Origin of the sequence: Hydrogenophaga sp. 2FB (assembly GCF_005503365.1) — a bacterium.
Taxonomy (GTDB): Bacteria; Pseudomonadota; Gammaproteobacteria; order Burkholderiales; family Burkholderiaceae_C; genus Hydrogenophaga.
In genome coordinates this window covers 195,299-212,389 of record NZ_SCML01000002.1, presented here as the reverse complement: position 1 = coordinate 212,389, position 17,091 = coordinate 195,299, and the positions used below count along the sequence as shown (strand labels likewise).

General features: G+C 59.9%; 17 protein-coding genes. All 17 read left to right on the top strand.

Annotation, left to right across the window (positions count from 1 at the left end):
- The first annotated feature begins 291 nt into the window (after window positions 1-291).
- The 17 genes from FFS09_RS02170 (at window position 292) to FFS09_RS02090 (ending at window position 17,084) form a co-directional block, all read left to right on the top strand.
- On the top strand, window positions 292-2,244 hold the full coding sequence (locus tag FFS09_RS02170) for a helicase-related protein (protein ID WP_252374193.1): 1,953 nt from the start codon (window positions 292-294) through the stop codon (window positions 2,242-2,244).
- Window positions 2,245-2,346: 102 nt separating this feature from the next.
- A complete protein-coding gene (locus FFS09_RS02165; RefSeq protein ID WP_137917226.1) occupies window positions 2,347-5,757 on the top strand; it encodes a hypothetical protein in 3,411 nt (1,136 codons plus the stop codon).
- Between the two features lie 104 nt (window positions 5,758-5,861).
- Complete coding sequence (locus FFS09_RS02160; RefSeq protein ID WP_137917225.1) at window positions 5,862-7,031, top strand: hypothetical protein; 1,170 nt, start codon at window positions 5,862-5,864, stop codon at window positions 7,029-7,031.
- A gap of 116 nt (window positions 7,032-7,147) precedes the next feature.
- Window positions 7,148-7,975, top strand: a complete 828-nt coding sequence (locus FFS09_RS02155) for an HD domain-containing protein (RefSeq protein WP_212745037.1) — start codon at window positions 7,148-7,150, stop codon at window positions 7,973-7,975.
- A 10-nt stretch (window positions 7,976-7,985) separates the two neighbouring features.
- Entirely contained in the window at window positions 7,986-8,339 is a 354-nt protein-coding gene (locus tag FFS09_RS02150) for a hypothetical protein (protein ID WP_137917223.1), read from the top strand.
- Window positions 8,340-8,374: 35 nt separating this feature from the next.
- Window positions 8,375-8,818 (top strand): DUF6283 family protein, encoded by a 444-nt coding sequence (locus tag FFS09_RS31010; protein ID WP_137917222.1) that lies wholly within the window; start codon window positions 8,375-8,377, stop codon window positions 8,816-8,818.
- 36 nt (window positions 8,819-8,854) lie between these two features.
- On the top strand, window positions 8,855-9,151 hold the full coding sequence (locus FFS09_RS31005) for a hypothetical protein (protein ID WP_137917221.1): 297 nt from the start codon (window positions 8,855-8,857) through the stop codon (window positions 9,149-9,151).
- 393 nt (window positions 9,152-9,544) lie between these two features.
- A complete protein-coding gene (locus FFS09_RS02130) occupies window positions 9,545-11,296 on the top strand; it encodes a phosphoadenosine phosphosulfate reductase domain-containing protein (protein WP_137917219.1) in 1,752 nt (583 codons plus the stop codon).
- 89 nt (window positions 11,297-11,385) lie between these two features.
- Window positions 11,386-12,000 carry a hypothetical protein gene (locus FFS09_RS02125; protein ID WP_137917218.1) on the top strand — a complete coding sequence of 205 codons (615 nt, stop codon included), beginning with the start codon at window positions 11,386-11,388 and terminating at the stop codon, window positions 11,998-12,000.
- 58 nt (window positions 12,001-12,058) lie between these two features.
- Entirely contained in the window at window positions 12,059-12,715 is a 657-nt protein-coding gene (locus tag FFS09_RS02120) for a transglycosylase SLT domain-containing protein (protein ID WP_137917217.1), read from the top strand.
- 32 nt (window positions 12,716-12,747) lie between these two features.
- Complete coding sequence (locus FFS09_RS02115) at window positions 12,748-13,260, top strand: hypothetical protein (RefSeq protein ID WP_137917216.1); 513 nt, start codon at window positions 12,748-12,750, stop codon at window positions 13,258-13,260.
- 150 nt (window positions 13,261-13,410) lie between these two features.
- Window positions 13,411-13,857, top strand: coding sequence for a hypothetical protein (locus FFS09_RS02110; protein ID WP_137917215.1), 447 nt, complete (start codon window positions 13,411-13,413; stop codon window positions 13,855-13,857).
- Between the two features lie 273 nt (window positions 13,858-14,130).
- Window positions 14,131-14,292: a hypothetical protein gene (locus FFS09_RS30845; RefSeq protein WP_212745036.1), complete on the top strand. Its 162-nt coding sequence runs from the start codon at window positions 14,131-14,133 to the stop codon at window positions 14,290-14,292.
- 9 nt (window positions 14,293-14,301) lie between these two features.
- Window positions 14,302-14,664 (top strand): DUF4031 domain-containing protein, encoded by a 363-nt coding sequence (locus FFS09_RS02105; RefSeq protein WP_137917214.1) that lies wholly within the window; start codon window positions 14,302-14,304, stop codon window positions 14,662-14,664.
- A 32-nt stretch (window positions 14,665-14,696) separates the two neighbouring features.
- Window positions 14,697-15,125, top strand: coding sequence for a hypothetical protein (locus FFS09_RS02100; RefSeq protein ID WP_137917213.1), 429 nt, complete (start codon window positions 14,697-14,699; stop codon window positions 15,123-15,125).
- Between the two features lie 74 nt (window positions 15,126-15,199).
- Window positions 15,200-15,409: a hypothetical protein gene (locus tag FFS09_RS02095; RefSeq protein WP_137917212.1), complete on the top strand. Its 210-nt coding sequence runs from the start codon at window positions 15,200-15,202 to the stop codon at window positions 15,407-15,409.
- A gap of 40 nt (window positions 15,410-15,449) precedes the next feature.
- The gene (locus tag FFS09_RS02090; protein WP_137917211.1) at window positions 15,450-17,084 is read left to right on the top strand and encodes an AAA family ATPase; all 1,635 of its coding nucleotides are present in this window, start codon (window positions 15,450-15,452) and stop codon (window positions 17,082-17,084) included.
- Window positions 17,085-17,091: the final 7 nt, after the last annotated feature.

Genomic DNA, 17,091 nt, shown 5'->3' with positions numbered 1-17,091 from the left:
CCCAGGCCCCCGTTGCCTCCCAGGCACCCGCAACGCCCGTCCGCAAATGGACGCGTGGCATCAACCGCGCCGCTGCTGCGGCTACCGCCTGAGGCCATGGAAACGGCAGCGCCAGTCCGCCGGAGCCTTTTCTCCCAGCCTGTGGGGGCTTCGGCTGACGGTGCTCCTCCCGCCCCTCCCGCCCCCCCCGCGCCTCCTTCGCAGGTGCGCAGTGCTCCTGCTGCAGCGCCTCCCCAGAAGCGGGCCGGTGGCCCTGGTGGCTCGGGTCGTGGGGCTGCAAAGGCTTCCGATGTGCGTGGCGATGAACTCGGCCGACTCAAGCGGCTCGGATTCAGCACGCTGGCTGAATGCTTGCTCAGCGCACCCAAGGAATACCGTGACTTCACGTCTTCGGTCCTTGAGATCAATGATTCGCACGTGGGCGCCACCGCCTACTTCGAACTCAAAAGCCAGTCGATGGCCCTCTTCGACAACGACAGCAAGCCCGTCAAGAGCTGGCAGAACTGCTTCCGCCTTGAGATCACCTGCACCGACTTGGCCGGTGTTGAGGTCAGGGTGGTGGTTTTCGGCAATGTGTGGCCATACCGAGAGATGGAGCTGGGTGAGACCTTGCATCTTTTCGGCACGCTGGACTATTTCCGGGACCGCCTCTGCCTGCAGCGAGTAAGCCCGGTTCCCCGTGAGCAGCGCGGAACCATTGCGACCATCTACCGAGGCAAGGCCGGCCAGGTGTCGGCTGAGTCACTTGCCGCCGGCGTCGCGCGCGCCCTTCACCGGCTGGATGAGGCCGCAGTCCTCATGCTCGCGCAAGCTGGGCTGCGTGACAGCGAGTTCAGGGAGACGTACAAGGTGCTGGACCCAAAGGGCCTCCTGTACGCATTGCATCGCCCGAAATCGCTCACCCAAGGCAAGCGCGCGCGTCAGATTGCCCGTCAGATGTCCTTGGACACGGTGGTGCGGCGCGCGGTGGCCGCCAAATCCAGGCCGGCAGTCGCCGGGTCGGCGGTGACCATCGACAAGAAGTTCCTGGCCGGACTGGTCGCGGATCTTCCCTACCCTCTCACGGATGACCAGCGTCAGGCGGTCAACGAGATCGTTGACGACTTGCGCAGCGCCTTCCCAATGCGCCGCCTGCTCTCTGGCGATGTGGGCACGGGCAAATCGATCACATTCATGCTTCCGGCGGCTGCGGCGTATGAAGCTGGTGCCGAGGTGGCCATCCTGGCGCCGTCGCAGCTGGTTGCCGAGCAGATCGCGAGCGAGTTCGGTGAGCTTTTCCCGGGTCTGCCCGTGTGTCTGGTCCTGGCTGGCGGGAAGATCGGCGAAGGCATCTGCGTGGGCACCACCGCCCTGCTCTCCGCAGCCAAACGAGCCAAGAAGGTGTTTGACATCGCCATTGTGGATGAGCAGCACAAATTCAGCGTCGACCAGAAACTGGCGCTGGTGGGCAAAAAGACGAATCTACTGGAGGCAACGGCCACCGCCATTCCTCGGACGCTTGCCCTGGTGAACTTCGGCGGCATGGACGTCTCTCTCCTGCGCCAGTCGCCCGTCAAGAAAAAGATTGAAACCGTGCTCGTTGACGATGAAGCCATGGGCGATGTTCATGACTTCATCAAGAATGACATTGTGTCCGGCGGCGGCCAACTGGCCGTGATCTACCCGCTGGTGTCTGATGACGGTGGTGATGGCGAGGGCGGAAGCCGCACGGTCAAGAAATCGAACGAAGGACTGGAATCAGTCATTGGTGCCGCCCAGCAATGGGAAAGGCGGTACCCAGGACGCGTTGGCGTTCTCCACGGTCGGATGACCAGCGACGAAAAGACCGAAGTCATCAAGGCTATGCATGCCAAGAAGCTCTCCGTCCTGGTGTCGAGCTCGGTGATCGAGGTCGGGGTGACGCTGCCCAGTCTGCAGGCGCTTTTGATCGAGTCGCCTGACCGCTATGGCCTCTCCCAGCTTCACCAGCTGCGCGGCCGGCTTGCGCGAAAAGGCGGAGAGGGCACGTTTTTCCTTCGCGTGAACAAGAACACCCCTGCAGATGCCATGGAGCGGCTGCGGGTGCTTGAGCAAGTCGACGATGGATTTACCCTGGCCGAGCGCGACATGAGCCTTCGAGGCTTCGGCGACGTTGAAGATGACTCGCAGTCGCAGACGGGGTCCGCTCGCACCCTCTTCCATGGCGTCGGTCTCACCCACAAGGAGATCCGCGACACCGCCAAGTCCATGGGGCTGGTGGTCTGATCGCCTGCGCTAAGGCGATGCCGCCGATGGATAGAGGTGGTTTGGTTTCGCGGCCCACATTGGGTATCTTGTGTATCACTTACACCGCAAAAATCATTCGACATGAACGACAACACTCCCCCCCGCCACATGCAACCCGATGACATCAGCGGAAAAAGCAATGAGTTGATCGTTGTCGAGGCGACCAATGCCCATGGTGCCGGGCGCTCTGTCCAGATTGAGGTGCTCGATGCCGACGAAGGCGATGACGGTGTACAGCGTGTCGAGCGCCACGACGTTCTGGAGCCTGGTTGCTACTGGCGCGTGAGGGCCGAATTCAAGATTCAGGACAAACGGTGGTCGCACCACCATGTCGTATTCCCGGTGGGCGATGTACATCTGCTGCTCAGCCTCAACCACTTTGAGGATGAACTCCACTCCATCGAGTTGCTGGAGCACCCTCGCGACGGAGCGCGCGACAGCTACACCATCCTGATTCACGACTTCCTCGATCACTTCGATCCGATCTCGGATCAGGAGGCCGAAGATGTTCGCCGCGGCGAACAGAACGCCATCATGGCCAATGTGTCTCAGATGCAGGAGGAGATGGCTCAGGCCCAGATCAACCCGCTGGCATTGCCTGAGGTGCGGGAGGCCGCCGAGAAGGCTGTGGAGGACTACGAACAGGCCGAAGTCAACCGCGCGCAGGCCGACTCTCAATCTGCCGAGAAGCGAGCGCAGGACATCCGGCGCATTCATCGCCGTGCTGGCCGGCGTTCCGCGGCGAAGGGAAACCCCTTGGCCGTTCGCAAGACCACCATTTCCGATCGCCTGGACGTGATGATCTCCGAGGGGATCACCTCCGATGGCGTTCGCGAACTCAGCCTGGAGGCGGGCAGACGCATTGCCATTGCGCAGGCGGCTTCGACCTGGCTCTCCAAGCGCGCCGAGCATATGGGGCAGTACCTGAAGACGCTCGCTCCCTACTACGCGGAAAAGCCCCAGGTTGCGCTGGCCAAGTCGCGTGAAGCGATCACGCTGGTCAAGACCCTTTCCGAGGGCATCGAGAGCCTGAAGCTCTACACCGGCGACTCGGTGACGGTTGTGACTCTTGCCACCGGCGCAGGGGCCGTAACGAGCGAGCCCCTGACTCTGGTTCAGGGAAAGCGGTTCATGGATTCTGAACTCGCGGTGTGGGCACACGTCGAAGACAGCTTTGACTGGAGCAGCCGCCCGGTGTTCTTCGAGCAGCTGCTCAAGAACAAGGATCTGCAGGATCAGTTGCTGCCCACTCAGCGATGTGTTGTCTCCATGGCGGTGACTGAGCGCGAGGTGGGGTACGGCGAGAAGATGAACCCGTACGAACGGCTGATGAACAAGCTGGAGAATCAGCGGGTGTTTCTGCTGGTGAGGGACGGCGAGAACATCCACGTCGTCTACTCTCAAGAGCCATCCCACGAGGCCGCGCCTCGCCTCTTCCCCACCCGGGGTGATCTCAAGACGCCTTTCAACGGGTTGGACGGCACCGAGATCGGTCTGAAAGACGTTCGCTTCGCCAAGTCATCGGCTCGATTCGATGACATGGCGCTGCTGTACAAGCGCTTCCTGATCCTCCTGTGTGGGCTGGATCACCGCGAGCAGCTCTTTGGCGACTTCTACCCTCGCGAATTGGGCCTCAAGTTCATGTCGCTGGACTTCCAGCAGCAGTATTTCCGGTTCCTCGAAGACGATGACAGCGGGCGAATGATCGACAGCGGGAAAGTCGTGCCGGTCATGGACTGGATTGATGAGCGAAACAGCTTCCTTCGCTCAGGCTCGCAGATCGTCGTGGCACCTGGCGCCTCCATGCGAGCGGTGACGGCCGCCATTTCCGGGCGCCGCAGGATGCGCCTGGATACAGGGAGCCTGCCTTCAACTTTCATCGCCACCGTCTCCAAAGGGTTCCACCGCATCCAGGTGCCCTATTTCGATGTCGACGATACTGACCACAAAGTCATGGCCACGGCCTGGCTGGATGGCCCAGACCACAAAAAGGACGAAGGCAGCTGGTTCCTTTGTGTTGACCGGGTCCGCCTGGCCGATGTCCGCTACTACCTGTACAGCCGCCGCCACCGCACCTCGGATCTTTCCTGGCTGCGGACACTGCGCCGTGTCGAGCAGGTGCTTGAGGATGACCAGAAGAGCCAGGCAGAACTGCGCGCCTACCTTCGCAAGTCCGCTCTCGATGCGAAGGTCCTGACCGAGGTAAATGCCGACGACGCCATTGACCAGGCGGTCGCCACCTGGCGAGCTGATCGCCGCGGCGCACCGGCCCCTCAGCTCACCGAGGTCAAGTCAGTCAACGAGATCCTGACCCTGATGTTTCCCAAGGGGTCGCTGGCAAACACCCTGGAGGGGATGGCCCAGGCTCTGGCCGCGAAACTCAATCAGGTACCGCTTCGCTTCGCTCGCAACGGAAAGGCACGCTTTGCGCTGTACACCGAGGTGCCCGAACAAGAACGACAGTCCTATGGCACCGGGATTGGCTGGAGCTGGGTGTACCGCCATTCGGTCGCGGAAAAGCGCGGGGCCCTGGTGTCGACCTCCAAAGCCCTGGTTTGGCTCAATGCGGCAGCACAAAGCGCGGCTGAAGAAGTAATCGTCGACTGGCCAGAGCTTCAGCCTTGGCTCAATGAGTGCGTGGAACCCGTTCGCCCGAGCGACGTGGCTGGCTTCGTTGCGGCCATGGAAGCCGCGACCTCACAGGGCGAGCTTCTCGCGGCGTCCCGGACTGCTCGGCATGAAGGCAGCTCCATTGATCCGGACTTCTTCGCCACCATGACCAATGAATGGCTTCAGAAGGTCAAAAAGCTCACCTATTACGCGAGCGGTTGCATTGCAATCCCGGTGGGCATGTACCAGCGGCGAAAGGATCTTCCACCGGTCTACGTGTACATGCGCGTTCCCGTGACTCAGTACGTGCGTCGTTACGGCAGTGCTGAGCAGGCTGCTGCCTTTGCGCGGCTTCTGCACTCTTCACGAGCATGTCAAGAGGAGGCTCGAATGAGCCCGACCTGGAGGCTCTTTGGCATGAAGAAGCCTATCAACCAGACGGTATTCACCATGAATGCTTTGAATGACACACGCACGCTGAAATGGACGCAACAGGAGGCAAGACGGCCGGGTGGGCTCAAGCGAAATGAGTTGAGATCCGAATACTTCCATCGCACGAAGAAGCCCACGCGCCGCCAGCGCCGTGAAGAAGGCGGACAACCGCTCCTTGCTCACAAGAGCGAAGTCACGGTCTCGTTCAATCGGGCCTTCGACAACCTCATGGCGGTCAACCCGGCACTCAAACGCGCCTTCTACAAGTCGGTCGAAGAGCGGGTTCGCCGTGAATCCCCCTTCGGTGACGACGCCAAAGAGCGGCGTGCCGAGCAGCGCGTTGCACGCTACGTGCCTAACGTGCCTGATTTCAGCATGCTCTCACCGCTGGTGTGGGATGCAAAGCGCAATCGTGGGCTGGCAAACCGGATCTTCTCCAGCGCAACATAGGTGATGGGCGTCCATGGGTAGATGGAGATCGACTCTGGAAAGATGGAATACTCAGAAAAGGAACGACCCATCGCCCGCCATGGGCACAACGACTGAGCCCGCCCATGACCTTCATTGCCTCGCTGGAGCTTCTCAACGCCATCAAGAACGCTCTTTGGGCTCCAGAGCGGCGCAAGCCTATAGCGAGCCCAAGTTGGGCGAATCGCGTTGTTGAAGAAGGTTGGCTTACGCTGACGGAATTCGGCGATCGAATGGAGTTTGAAGACCCCCGTTTGTACGGCCTCGATCGACACTGGAATGAGGCTTGCGCCGCCTTTGGGTTGCCCGTGCGATTCGCGACTTCCAAGCCTCGCAGCCATCGCAGTGATGCCATGCTGCTGGAGAGCATTTCAGCTCTTGACGCGGCCGCAATGATGATCCGGCTTCAAGGCCTTGGCTTCACGGTCGATCCCAGCGCTTTGGCCGGCATTCTCGCCAAGAAGCTGGTTTCGCAGAGACGCCTCTCAGAATCCGAGTGTCTGGTGTACTTTGAAGCCAAGACACGGGGCCGTGATCTGCTGCGAATCAGAACGGATCCCCCCAATCTTCTGTCGGCCACCGAGTCCTTGATAAATCAATCTGGCTACAGGATCAAGTGGTGTTCAACCGGCGACAGCGCCGAAATTGAGGTGCGCGGGCCCAAATTCCAGCCGCAGAAGACTCGCGCCAATATCACCTGCGATTACTGCGGCTACGAGAGAACTTCTGGGGACCTCGAGTCTTCGCTCGCGCATCGCGCGTACCACCACCGCATCCAACGCTGCAGAGATCCGAAACCCCTTGCGGCCTTTGCGCACCGACTTGCCACATCAGCCACGGCGGACGTCGTGACGAACATGTCCCCAAAATGGGCGCACAAGGAGATGTATGAGCGCGCGGTGATGTTCAAACGTGAGATGGGGTTCGACTTTCCCCAGTGGACCGATCCGCCGGCGAAAGGCAGGACCACCGAAGAAGGCGTTGGCTACCTTCTGGCCGACTCAAGGGAGCCGGCGACCATTGCGGGTGCATGCGCATTCCGTCAGCGCGATGGAACTTGGACCCTGGATTGGGCCTGGCTCGCGCCAAAATATCGACGCACAGGCGTCTTGCAACGGTACTGGACTCGATTTGTCGCGGCCTACGGCGACTTCGACCTCGAGTACCCGCTTTCCGATGCGATGAGGGATTTTGTTCTCAAGCATGGGACAGCAGTTCAACAGACCAGGCTACGCAACGCAATGGCCGGGCGCTGAACACCGAACTGGAGTGTTCGGCCGTAAAGTTGGCGAACGCGCGTTGAGTGTGTATCCTTTTTATTAGATACATCATACGCAGCACGGAACTCCAAGTGAACGCCTACCGCTCAATCATGCCCCTGATCCTGGAAGACGCGGACCGTTTTCGCCAAGGTGATGTCTGGACGTCACCCCAGGGCGCCGACTACCGCGTGCAGGAAGTTGGCCGCTCTGGTGATGGCGAAGTTGCTGTCCTCGAGGAGCTGCGAAACGGCCGGTTTTTGTCGAACTACGTGATGCGGATCGCCACGGATACAGGGCGCGATGGCGCGGCCTGGCGTCGCAAGGTGGCCAACGACCAGGCCGGGCGCCGCAAACGCGGCCGCATGGAGATCGAGTTCATGGCGATTTCAGGCGCTCTTGAGTGGGAGGCCGAAATGTTCGCCGAGCGGCGACACGGCGCCATCAACCAGCGCATGAAGTACACGGACGAGCCCTACATGGCGCATTTGCGCGCCGTGGTGTTGGAGCTGGAGACTGTTGAGCACACGCCCTACATGAAGGCTGCCACATGGCTTCACGATACGATTGAGGACACGGGCACTCGAATTGAAGAGATCCTGAGTGACTTTGGCATCGAGGTCTGCGCTCTGGTGTCCGAGGTGACCAATGTCAGCAAGCCTGAAGATGGAAACCGCGCAGCGCGCAAGGCAAAGGATCTCGCGCATCTGAAAAAGGCTACTGCACGAGGTCAGACCCTCAAGGTCTGTGACGTCCTGGTCAATACCCGAACACTCGTGGATCTCGACCCTGCCTTCGCCGCAATCCGTCTGCCCGAGTGCCTGGAACTTGTCACCGCCCTCGTGAAGGCAGATCCCGTTCTTCGCGCTCGCGCCTTGAAGCAGATCAATGCCGGCCTGGACCGCCTTGCCCGACTTGCCCAAAATTCCACTGTCGCCTGAAAGACTGAAGATGAGCGTTACCTGCACCGGCACCGAATTCGCCAAGTTCTACTCGGACCCGAAGTATTGGATCAGCGGAAGCACCGACGATTCAACGTGGCACGACGACGCTGTTGTCTACGTCAACGGCGTGCAGGACGATGACATCGACCTGGCCAACGTCAAGCCCGAGGACATTCTGAAGATCGAGGGCGGCGTGGTTTTCGGACCCGTTGTGGGCGGCGCCGAGCCGTCGCTGGAAACCTACTTCAAGCGCTGGCGCAAGGAGCAGTCCACTGCAGTCTTGATGGCCGAGGTGCCCAAAGACCTGGTGGACGCCGTCAAGGCTGCCATCATTGCCGCCGGCGGCAAAGTCATTGGCTGACGACGGTTCTTCAGCATTCGCGACCCAATATCACCATGGCAGCAACATCAAAGCCCCGGCGCGATCGAAAGCCCATTCAGGTCATCGACATCCGCCCTGCTGGTCCTGGAGACCAGGTTGTAACGCTCGAAGGCGGCTCATTCAGCTACCGTCGAAAGCCCTGCGGCGGGTGCCCCTGGGTTGTGGAAAACGCCGGCACGTTCCCAGCTGAGGCCTTCAGGCACTCCGCTTCCACGGCGTTTGACATGAGCACGCGGTGCTTTGCCTGTCACGAGTCCGGAGTGAAGAGCCCTGCAACATGCGCCGGCTTCCTGCTTCGAGGCGCCGACCACAATTTGCGCGTCCGCCTCGGCCGAATGAAAGGCGAAATCGCTGAAGATGTGACCGACGGCGGTCGACTGCTCTTTGATGGCTACAAAGAGATGGCGATCGCCAACGGCGTACCCGAAGATGACGCGGCAATCGCAGACTGCAGGTAACCACCTGCCCCTCAGCAGATTCCTGAAGAATTCGCCATGCATGACCCTTTCCGACCCCACGGCGGCCCCGCACAGGCCATCTACGACGCATTCCAGAATGAGGCGGCCAAACGCAAGTCGAGGCCCGGCCTCACCTGGATCGAGCTTGAGCGCGCAACCGTTCATTCCGCAGCCACTGAGCAGGCGATGGCGAACGGTTGGTCGGCGCCCTCTATTGCCGATGTCGAGCGGTTTGAGGCCTGCGCCTCGGGTCACACCGACTACGGATCGAAATGGGCGCTCTACTTGGTCGAGTTCATGCGCAAAAATGCGCAGCAAGCCGTCGCGTCCTGATTTCCGATGAGCGATGACTCTCTTTTCGACCCCGATGACCAGGTCCAGGTGTCCGAGGACGGACGAACCGTCTGGGTGCATGGCAATGACGGGTCTTCCGTGGGCAGGTTCTCCAAGGTTTTTGGCCTTGACGTTCACACCACGGTCACTCAGCAGATGGAGGGTGCGCACCAGTGCCTGCATTGCACTCACGAGGCAGCCGGCCCAGAAGACTGGGCCAAGTTCGTTGAGCTCATGCGCGAGCACCATGGGATCAACGTCCCGCCCGAGCTCATCACCTTCGATCCCCCGCCACCGAAGAGGACCCGCCCACGGGGAATGTGAACGTTTTGTCGAGTGGTTTTCGATGTGCTTATTGGATATCTTATATCCATACAGACTGCACATCGAAGCATGGAACACGCTGCAACTCTCAACCAGATCGAACTCTTCGAGCCCTTGCTCAGCGGCGTAACGCAGGTTCACTCTGCTGTCATTCCGGTTGCAAAAGAGGCCCCTGTCGACGCTGCAAAACGTCGAATCCGTCAGATCATTCTTGACGGTCACGGTACTGTATGCGCATACAGTGGTGGCAAGGATTCTTCAGCGCTGGCAAGCCTTCTGCTCGATGTTGCTACAGAAATGTTGCAGGAAGGGTTATTCGTCACGCCGATCATCATGGTGCACTCCAACACCGGTGTCGAGAATCCAGAAACATCGGCGCTGGCGATCGATGAACTCAAGAAAATGAAGGCATATGCCATCGCGCGCGGCATCGATCTGGACGTTCGCGTTGGCAAGCCAACGCTTAACTCAGCCTTCCCCGCACGGGTCATCGGCGGGCGCGGCCTCCCGAGTTTCCCTGACAACGGCAGTTCATGTAGCACCGACTGGAAGGTCGCCGTTAACACGCGCCTCGTAAAGCAAGCCTTCAAAGCCTTGGGGAACAGTCCTGATTTGAAGGCGCCAGTCATCATGACCGGCGTGCGCCAAAGCGAATCCGGCGTGCGCGATCGGCGCATCGCAACGCGAGGCGAGGTGGCCGAAGGGCTCTGGACCAACGACCACGGGCATCTGCGCGCTTCGCCCATTCTGGACTGGTCGACAGACGACGTCTGGGAATACCTTGGGCTGTGTTCGGCCGGCGTCTATGACTCCTACTCTGATTTTTCCGATGTCATGCAGATCTACAGGTCTGCGGGTGGATCGAGTTGCGTCGTCGTGGCGGACATGAAGCTGGCACAGCGCTCGACAGGCTGCTCGGCCAGGACCGGCTGCTGGACGTGCGTGAAGATGAAGAACGACAAGTCCATGGAGTCGATGATCGAGACGGAGCCAGAGCGCTACGGCTACATGCGACCGTTGTCTGCGGTGCGAGATTTCATCTCGCTCACTCAGTACGACTGGAGCCGACGCCAGTTTGTCGGCCGCACCATCGATGAGAACGGAACGCTGGCCATCCAGGCCGACACGTACTCACCGAACATGCTCATGGAGCTGCTTGGCTACTGCCTGACCGCCCAGATCGAATCCGGCGTCCAGATCATCGACTACCAGTCATTGGTCGCGATTGACGCCAGGTGGTCGCTTTACGGGTTCCATCCTCCATTTTCGGCGTTGAAGTTGTTCTTTCAGATCGAGGATGAAGGCCTGCGCATGCATCCGCCTAAACTGGCGCGATTTCCGAAGACAGATGTGCCGCGTTTGGGGCGACTCTTTGTCGGCGCCCAATGGTCCGAACAAGGTGGCCCGCTGCACGGCCTGAGAAACGTGGCCCGTGAAATGCATGCGGAGTCATGCGGCCTGGAGATGAAGGTGCTCACCAGCGGCAACATCGTGATCGATGACGAAGCCGATGATGGCGTCGACGTGGATCTTGAAGGTGCGACGGACTTCGTTGAGTTCTTCGGCCGCGAGATGGTGGGCAAGTATTGCAATGCGACCAGTTCTGACTGGACCCATGGGTACATGACCTACCTCACATACGGGACCATCTCGGTCTCAAAGGGAAAATCTCGACAGGTGGATGAGATCCTGCGCCGCACACAGTGGCGCCAGGAGAATGGACTTCATGGCCAGGTTGACATCGAGGCGCTGAAGTCTCGCCTGGATTCCCAGGCCTGTGCAGCTCCTCATTTTGAAGCTCCCGAGCTGGAGGTCGCATGATCCCGCTCCACTGGCCAGCCTTCGTCCCCAAATCCGTCCTACACGTAGGGCGCCTCGATCCAGGCGCAAAGGGGGCGACACACAACACCATGAGCCTTGAAGGCAATGGGCTGTCGGTGTCGGAGGTCCCGGATGCCTGGCGTGAAATCGCGCGTCTTGGCGATGCCCCAACCTGGTTGCTTCGGCCCCCTGGCTCTGCAGCCCAATTCCTTGCCGTCAATGCGCTTGAGGCAGCCCACAGGGATGTTGTCACATCATGGGCTGAACTCCGGGGCTACCTATGTGACTCGCGTCTGGCTGCAGTTTCCTGGAACGATGCGGATGATGGTGCCAGGCGCGAAATGACCTTCGATCTTGGGGCAGAAGATGGACTTGGCCATTCGATTCAGGATGCAGAGGCCGAGCTGGAAGAGGTGCTTGACCAGGATGGTCGCATTGAGCTCAGGCAAGGGTGCGCCGCTACGGCATTGTTGAACCAGCGAATTGGCTACAAGGTTCCTCCCGCCCTGGCATTCGACATGGCGCTCACCACCTTTGTCGAAGACCTTCTCTTTCCTGAACTCGGATTTCAAGGGGCGTGGTGGCTCGACGCCTTGGATATCCCGAAGCTCTCCGCGCCACGCGGGGTGTTGCACCTGTCCGCGCTACCCTTCTGGTCCAGGGAGAAGCAGGAAGAGATCAAGCGGCCACGGCCGCGGCGTTGACGAACTCGGTCGCACCCGAAAAGTTGGCGAAGATGGACCGATTGGGTATCTTGTACTCATGAAAATGAGAACGAGCATCTCCTCTGCAGCAGCGCTTCACATTGCCGTGTTTACGCTGGCACTTGCCTGGTTTGCGTCTGGTGGCGTTTCCCCTGCGTCTGAGCAGAATTCGGGTGCCACCTCAAAGCGCGCCGAGGTCACCGGCCCTGTCGCTGCCGCCCAGTTGAATGAGAACCTGGTCTACAGCCTCGCAGGCCTCATTTCCGAGGATTGGCGCATCCCCTTGGACCAGTCAGCGAACCTTGTGCGCAAATCGTTCAAGGCCGCAGCCGAGCACTCTCTGGACCCGCTGCTCGTGTTAGCCGTCATCGCCCAGGAATCTTCCTTCCGCAACTTTGGGAATGCCCACGCCTGGTTGCGTGACAAGGATGGCCAGAACGCCATCAACCCGCTGGCCGCACATGGGCCCATGCAGGTCGCCGGCCGATGGCATCTTGAGAAGATGCCGCGCGACGAACAGGGCAATGTGCGCATCACTTCAGTCGAAGAAAATGTGCGTGTTGGTGCTTGGATCCTCAAGGAGTATCTGCAGCGCGATCGCGGTGATCTGCCGGCGGCTCTTCAGCGCTACAACGGAAACCGCGCCGATCCCGAGAAACGTTACGCCAATGGCGTTCTGACCAAGCTCGGCCGCCTGGAGCAGGCGCTGCACTGACCGACTTCAAGCAACACGAAGGGAGCCATGCCATGAGCGGCATTCACCAAATTCTCTCGGCTCTGCAAGAGTTCGAAATCAGCAAGTCGCGTGCCGTTGAGTGCCTTGAGGCGCTGGCCGCTGGGCGCTTTGATGGGTCGATGCTGCCTGAAATCCAGGCCAATTTTGGACTCGACGAGATTCCCATGGAGACGATTCAGTCATTGAGGTCGGAGTTGGCGAGCACCAAGCTTCAGCTTGAAGAGGCTGAGATTTCCTGGGTGCCTTACAAACCTGGCGTCGAAGCGCAGCTGGCAAAATCGGCGAAGCCTCGCGGCGACGGGACATTGGCTGATCAGGTTTTCTGGCTTGCGCTGGACAACGGCAGCGTCGCCTCTGGAATCTACGAGTGGCAGCAAGGCTGGAGCTCCGAGGGTTTCAACACCGTTTCGATGGGCCGCATCGCAGCACAACGCGTGCACCACATTGCCTTGCATGTGACGCCTGTACACCCGGCCAAGCGATCATCTAATCGTGCCGCCATCGACTCTTCGTTGCAGCCCTGATCCACGGCCATGTCAAAAAATCGTTCGCGTGCCGCGCGACTCTTGACCTCGATGCCCAGAAGGCATCTCCCGCGAGGCGTGCACCCTGCCTCGGCGTTAAATCTCGCTGGCGCCAGTAGGACCACCAAGTCAGAACAGCTTGTTCCCACCATGGGCATTGCTGTCGGAAGGGCCTCAAGAATTCCTGAGTCCACGATCACCTCTTTCCAACTCATTCTCGACCGTGCTCTTGCTGGCTTGGGCGATCCAGCTTTATCTGAGCAGAGCCTGCACGATCTGCGCTTTGCTTGTGTGGTGTCCTCTCAAATTGAGCTCATTGGCATTGTCAAGGGCCTCGGCCATGTGTTCAAGGCAGCGTCCACGGCGATTGAAGGACTCTTCGATCGCTGCAGCATCACGGGCGACTGGCTTCACCAGACACCGACACCCGAGGAAATGACCATTTTTCGAGAGTTGGTCGAGATGAACGTTTTCCAACTCAGCCAGCTCAGCAGGGCCGAGTTTGAACGGGTGTTCCAGAGGTCTAAAAACTCATTTCAAATGCGTTCGGCCAGCACGCCAGCGGCGGCTCGCATGAATCCATCTGGCAAGTCTTGAGTCCCATTTACGGTGGGCGTGGATGGGCGGAAACCCGGTGAGTTTGCTGAAATAGGTGTTTAGGATATCCTTTACGCATCGCCAGCACGCTTGCGGCGTCCATTTTGGAGCGTAGAGATGATGTTCAGATGCCCGGATTGCCGCACCCGTCGCAAGGACTACGGTCTTTTCACCCAGCACCTCAAATCCAGTGGCCACCGCAAATGCGGATGTGGCGGGTATCCGTATGCTCATCGGCCGTGCTCACGGTACTGCCACAAGAGTCAAGCGTCTGTGTACCACGAAGCAGCACGCCGCGGCGAGTCGCACGAAGTCTTGCATGAAATCGCCATCGAGTTGATGTTGGACGCGACGTTTTCAACGGAGCGGCGAAAGCCGGCCCTGGCCATCCGCGTCGAGGCCGAATTGGGCGAACTGGCGGACTGCCCATTCTGAGAGCCCGTCATGACCGTATACGTTGACGACATGCAGGCGGATTTTCGCGGCATGAAGATGTCGCACATGCTGGCATCCACCGACGAAGAGCTTCACAAAATGGCTCAAGCCATTGGTGTGGCCCGCAGACACTGGCAAAGCCCCGAGAAGACGTCGGGCAGCCACTACGACATCTGCCAGTCCATGAAGAAGCGCGCCATCAGCCTGGGCGCAGTCCCCATCACCTTGCGGCAGGCGGCACTCATGAACTGGCATCGAAAGCAGCACGGCAACCTCTGCACGCCCGAGGAGGCGGCCGCGGCCTACGAAGACCGCACGGGGCGAAAGCTCGATTGCGCCAGGCCTGCCCAAGCCCAGCACACCCTTTTCTGACACACCTTCCCCCCAGCTCGAAAGTCCCACGAATGAACCTCAGCATCACCAACGACATCGCACACTTGCCGGACGGCCAGCGAATTTCCCTCGCCCAGATCCGGGCGGCATGCGCCAGCATCCCCGCCGCGGCCGCAGCGTTCAGCCAACTGACCGGCGCCATGGCGGCTGGGGCGAGCTCCACCCAGGTTGCAGCCGCTCCACGGGTGTTGATCACGGTCTCCGGAGGGGTCGCCGACTACATCGCCGATCAAGGTGTCGAGGTCCGGATCTATGACCGCGACAACGCATTGGAGGGCGCCGTTGATCCCGTGCCCGCCACCTGGGCCGATCTGGCGCGTCCCAGCGAAATTCCGGTCGAGGGTGACGATGTGGATGCAGACGTCGACGGCAATGGAGACGATCTGGTTGCCGATCCAGTGGTCGATGTTCCCCGCGCACGCTCACCTCGAATGCGATAGAGGGGTCGAGTGGTTTTGAAGTCCTTGATCGGGTATCTTTTATGTGTAAGAGATATACCGTTTAAGGACACACCATGGCCCATCTGACCATCACGCACATTGAAGAACTTCTTGCCAATTTGCCGGCCGATCGCGATCACATCCGAGTCGAAACCGGACGCTACAAGCCGTTCATGCCGGCGAGCGTTGAGGCCGCACGACGCCGTGGCATGAAGGTGGAGAGCCCTTGTGGTGGCGTCTACCTGATTCGCCGGGCGCCGGCGGCAGCTGTGGCCCAGGCGTAATCACCAAGCCAGATCGAACACCACAGAACAGGAATGCCTCGTGAGCCTCATCGTATCTGCCAAAACCCTCAGGATCACCAAGTCCGAGGCCCTCAAAGAGCATCGTGAACGCCTCGATCGCTTTCAGGACTCGGATCGTGAGGTGGTGATTCCCGCGTCAGATCTGACTGATGACGTCCTGGCAGACCTCGCACTGGCATCCGATGAATCCAAGGACAACAAGCTTGCGCGCGCGGTAGCGGTAATCGTCTCTGCGCGCACGGGAGACTTCAGGCACCCGATCCCGAACTTTTCCGCCTTCCATTCCGCACTCATCTCCTACCTCCAGTCGGCCTTGATCGACGGCTGGATCTATGTCGAGGGCGAAGACGGATCGATGCTGCCAGAGTTGATTGTGTCGGTCACTTTCAACGAGAGCGAATATCGCCGAGAAAAGAACCCGCGCGTGCTGATTTCGACCATGGCCTATGGCCAGGACTCTTCACGCAACGAAGCGGGTGTCGGCGCTCGCGGCCGGAGCTTTTCCTTCTTCCCGGCCAGCGTGGTGAGGAGACGTCTTCCTGACATTCTTGCGGCCGCCGGTCTGTACAAGGAAACCGAAGAGCTCAAGAATGAGTATCAGGAATCCATGACCCGCTTCGGCGATCTGGTTCGTCCAGGCTTCGCCAAGCAGTTCCGAACCAAGGGCAAGGCCTTTGCATTTGATCGGTACGATGGACGCAACAAAGGGGACTCCATCAACGGTCGACGGGTCATCCACGATCTCTCCGACGATCTGTACGGCGCTCTTCACGCGAGCATCGAATCGCCGTTTCTCGATGACGTCGAGTCTTTCAATGGGATCGGCAGCATCCCCGAGCACGCTGTTGTTCGTGTTTTCGACCTGAAAAGCCATGACTTCATGTGGGTCCACGCTGACAACATGGAGCCCTACGTCTACGACAAGAACTTGCGCGACAAGCTCGTTCTGCCGGACACCCACCGCGATCTGCTCGACGTGATGACCACGGACATCGATGCCTTCGTCGGTGACTTCGTTGAGGGCAAGAGTGCCGGGAATGTGATCCTGTGCACGGGAGAGCCTGGCGTTGGGAAAACGCTGACCGCCGAGGTGTACGCAGAGCTGATCGAGTCCCCGCTGTACGCCGTGCACTCTGGAACATTGGGCACCACGCCGCAAGAAATCCAGCGCAGCCTGCAGGAGATCTTTGCCAGGGCGCGCCGATGGAGTGCCACGACGCTAATCGATGAGTGCGATGTCTACGTCGCAACCCGCGGCAGCGACATTGAGCAGCGTGCCATCGTGGCTGAGTTCCTGCGAACCCTCGAATACTTCGAGGGCTTGCTCTTCATGACCACGAACTCGACGGAAATTGATGATGCATTCATCAATCGATGTGCGGCCATCATCAAGTACGAGGCCCCAAGCAAAGAGCTCGCCGGCGAAATCTGGCGCGTCATGTCCAAGCATTTCGACGCCGGCCTCAAGCCAGAACTGATCGCGGAGCTGATCGAGACGTTTCCGGCCATCCGCCCTCGCGACATCAAGATGCTTCTGCGCCTTGCGTTGCGCGTGTCCCTTGCGAAAAAGACAGCTCTCGACATCGGCGTATTCCGGCAGTGCGCCATGTTCCGTGCCATCTCGATCAGCGCACCCGAGGCGAAGGCGGCGTGATCGGGAG

Coding starts and splice junctions, on each gene's coding strand:
- FFS09_RS02165 (WP_137917226.1), top strand. CDS start 2,347: ATGAACGACAACACTCCCCCCCGCCACATGCAACCCGATGACATCAGC.
- FFS09_RS02095 (WP_137917212.1), top strand. CDS start 15,200: ATGGCCCATCTGACCATCACGCACATTGAAGAACTTCTTGCCAATTTG.
- FFS09_RS31005 (WP_137917221.1), top strand. CDS start 8,855: ATGCATGACCCTTTCCGACCCCACGGCGGCCCCGCACAGGCCATCTAC.
- FFS09_RS02105 (WP_137917214.1), top strand. CDS start 14,302: ATGACCGTATACGTTGACGACATGCAGGCGGATTTTCGCGGCATGAAG.
- FFS09_RS02160 (WP_137917225.1), top strand. CDS start 5,862: ATGACCTTCATTGCCTCGCTGGAGCTTCTCAACGCCATCAAGAACGCT.
- FFS09_RS31010 (WP_137917222.1), top strand. CDS start 8,375: ATGGCAGCAACATCAAAGCCCCGGCGCGATCGAAAGCCCATTCAGGTC.
- FFS09_RS02155 (WP_212745037.1), top strand. CDS start 7,148: ATGCCCCTGATCCTGGAAGACGCGGACCGTTTTCGCCAAGGTGATGTC.
- FFS09_RS02120 (WP_137917217.1), top strand. CDS start 12,059: ATGAAAATGAGAACGAGCATCTCCTCTGCAGCAGCGCTTCACATTGCC.
- FFS09_RS02150 (WP_137917223.1), top strand. CDS start 7,986: ATGAGCGTTACCTGCACCGGCACCGAATTCGCCAAGTTCTACTCGGAC.
- FFS09_RS02100 (WP_137917213.1), top strand. CDS start 14,697: ATGAACCTCAGCATCACCAACGACATCGCACACTTGCCGGACGGCCAG.
- FFS09_RS02115 (WP_137917216.1), top strand. CDS start 12,748: ATGAGCGGCATTCACCAAATTCTCTCGGCTCTGCAAGAGTTCGAAATC.
- FFS09_RS02125 (WP_137917218.1), top strand. CDS start 11,386: ATGAGCCTTGAAGGCAATGGGCTGTCGGTGTCGGAGGTCCCGGATGCC.
- FFS09_RS02130 (WP_137917219.1), top strand. CDS start 9,545: ATGGAACACGCTGCAACTCTCAACCAGATCGAACTCTTCGAGCCCTTG.
- FFS09_RS02110 (WP_137917215.1), top strand. CDS start 13,411: ATGGGCATTGCTGTCGGAAGGGCCTCAAGAATTCCTGAGTCCACGATC.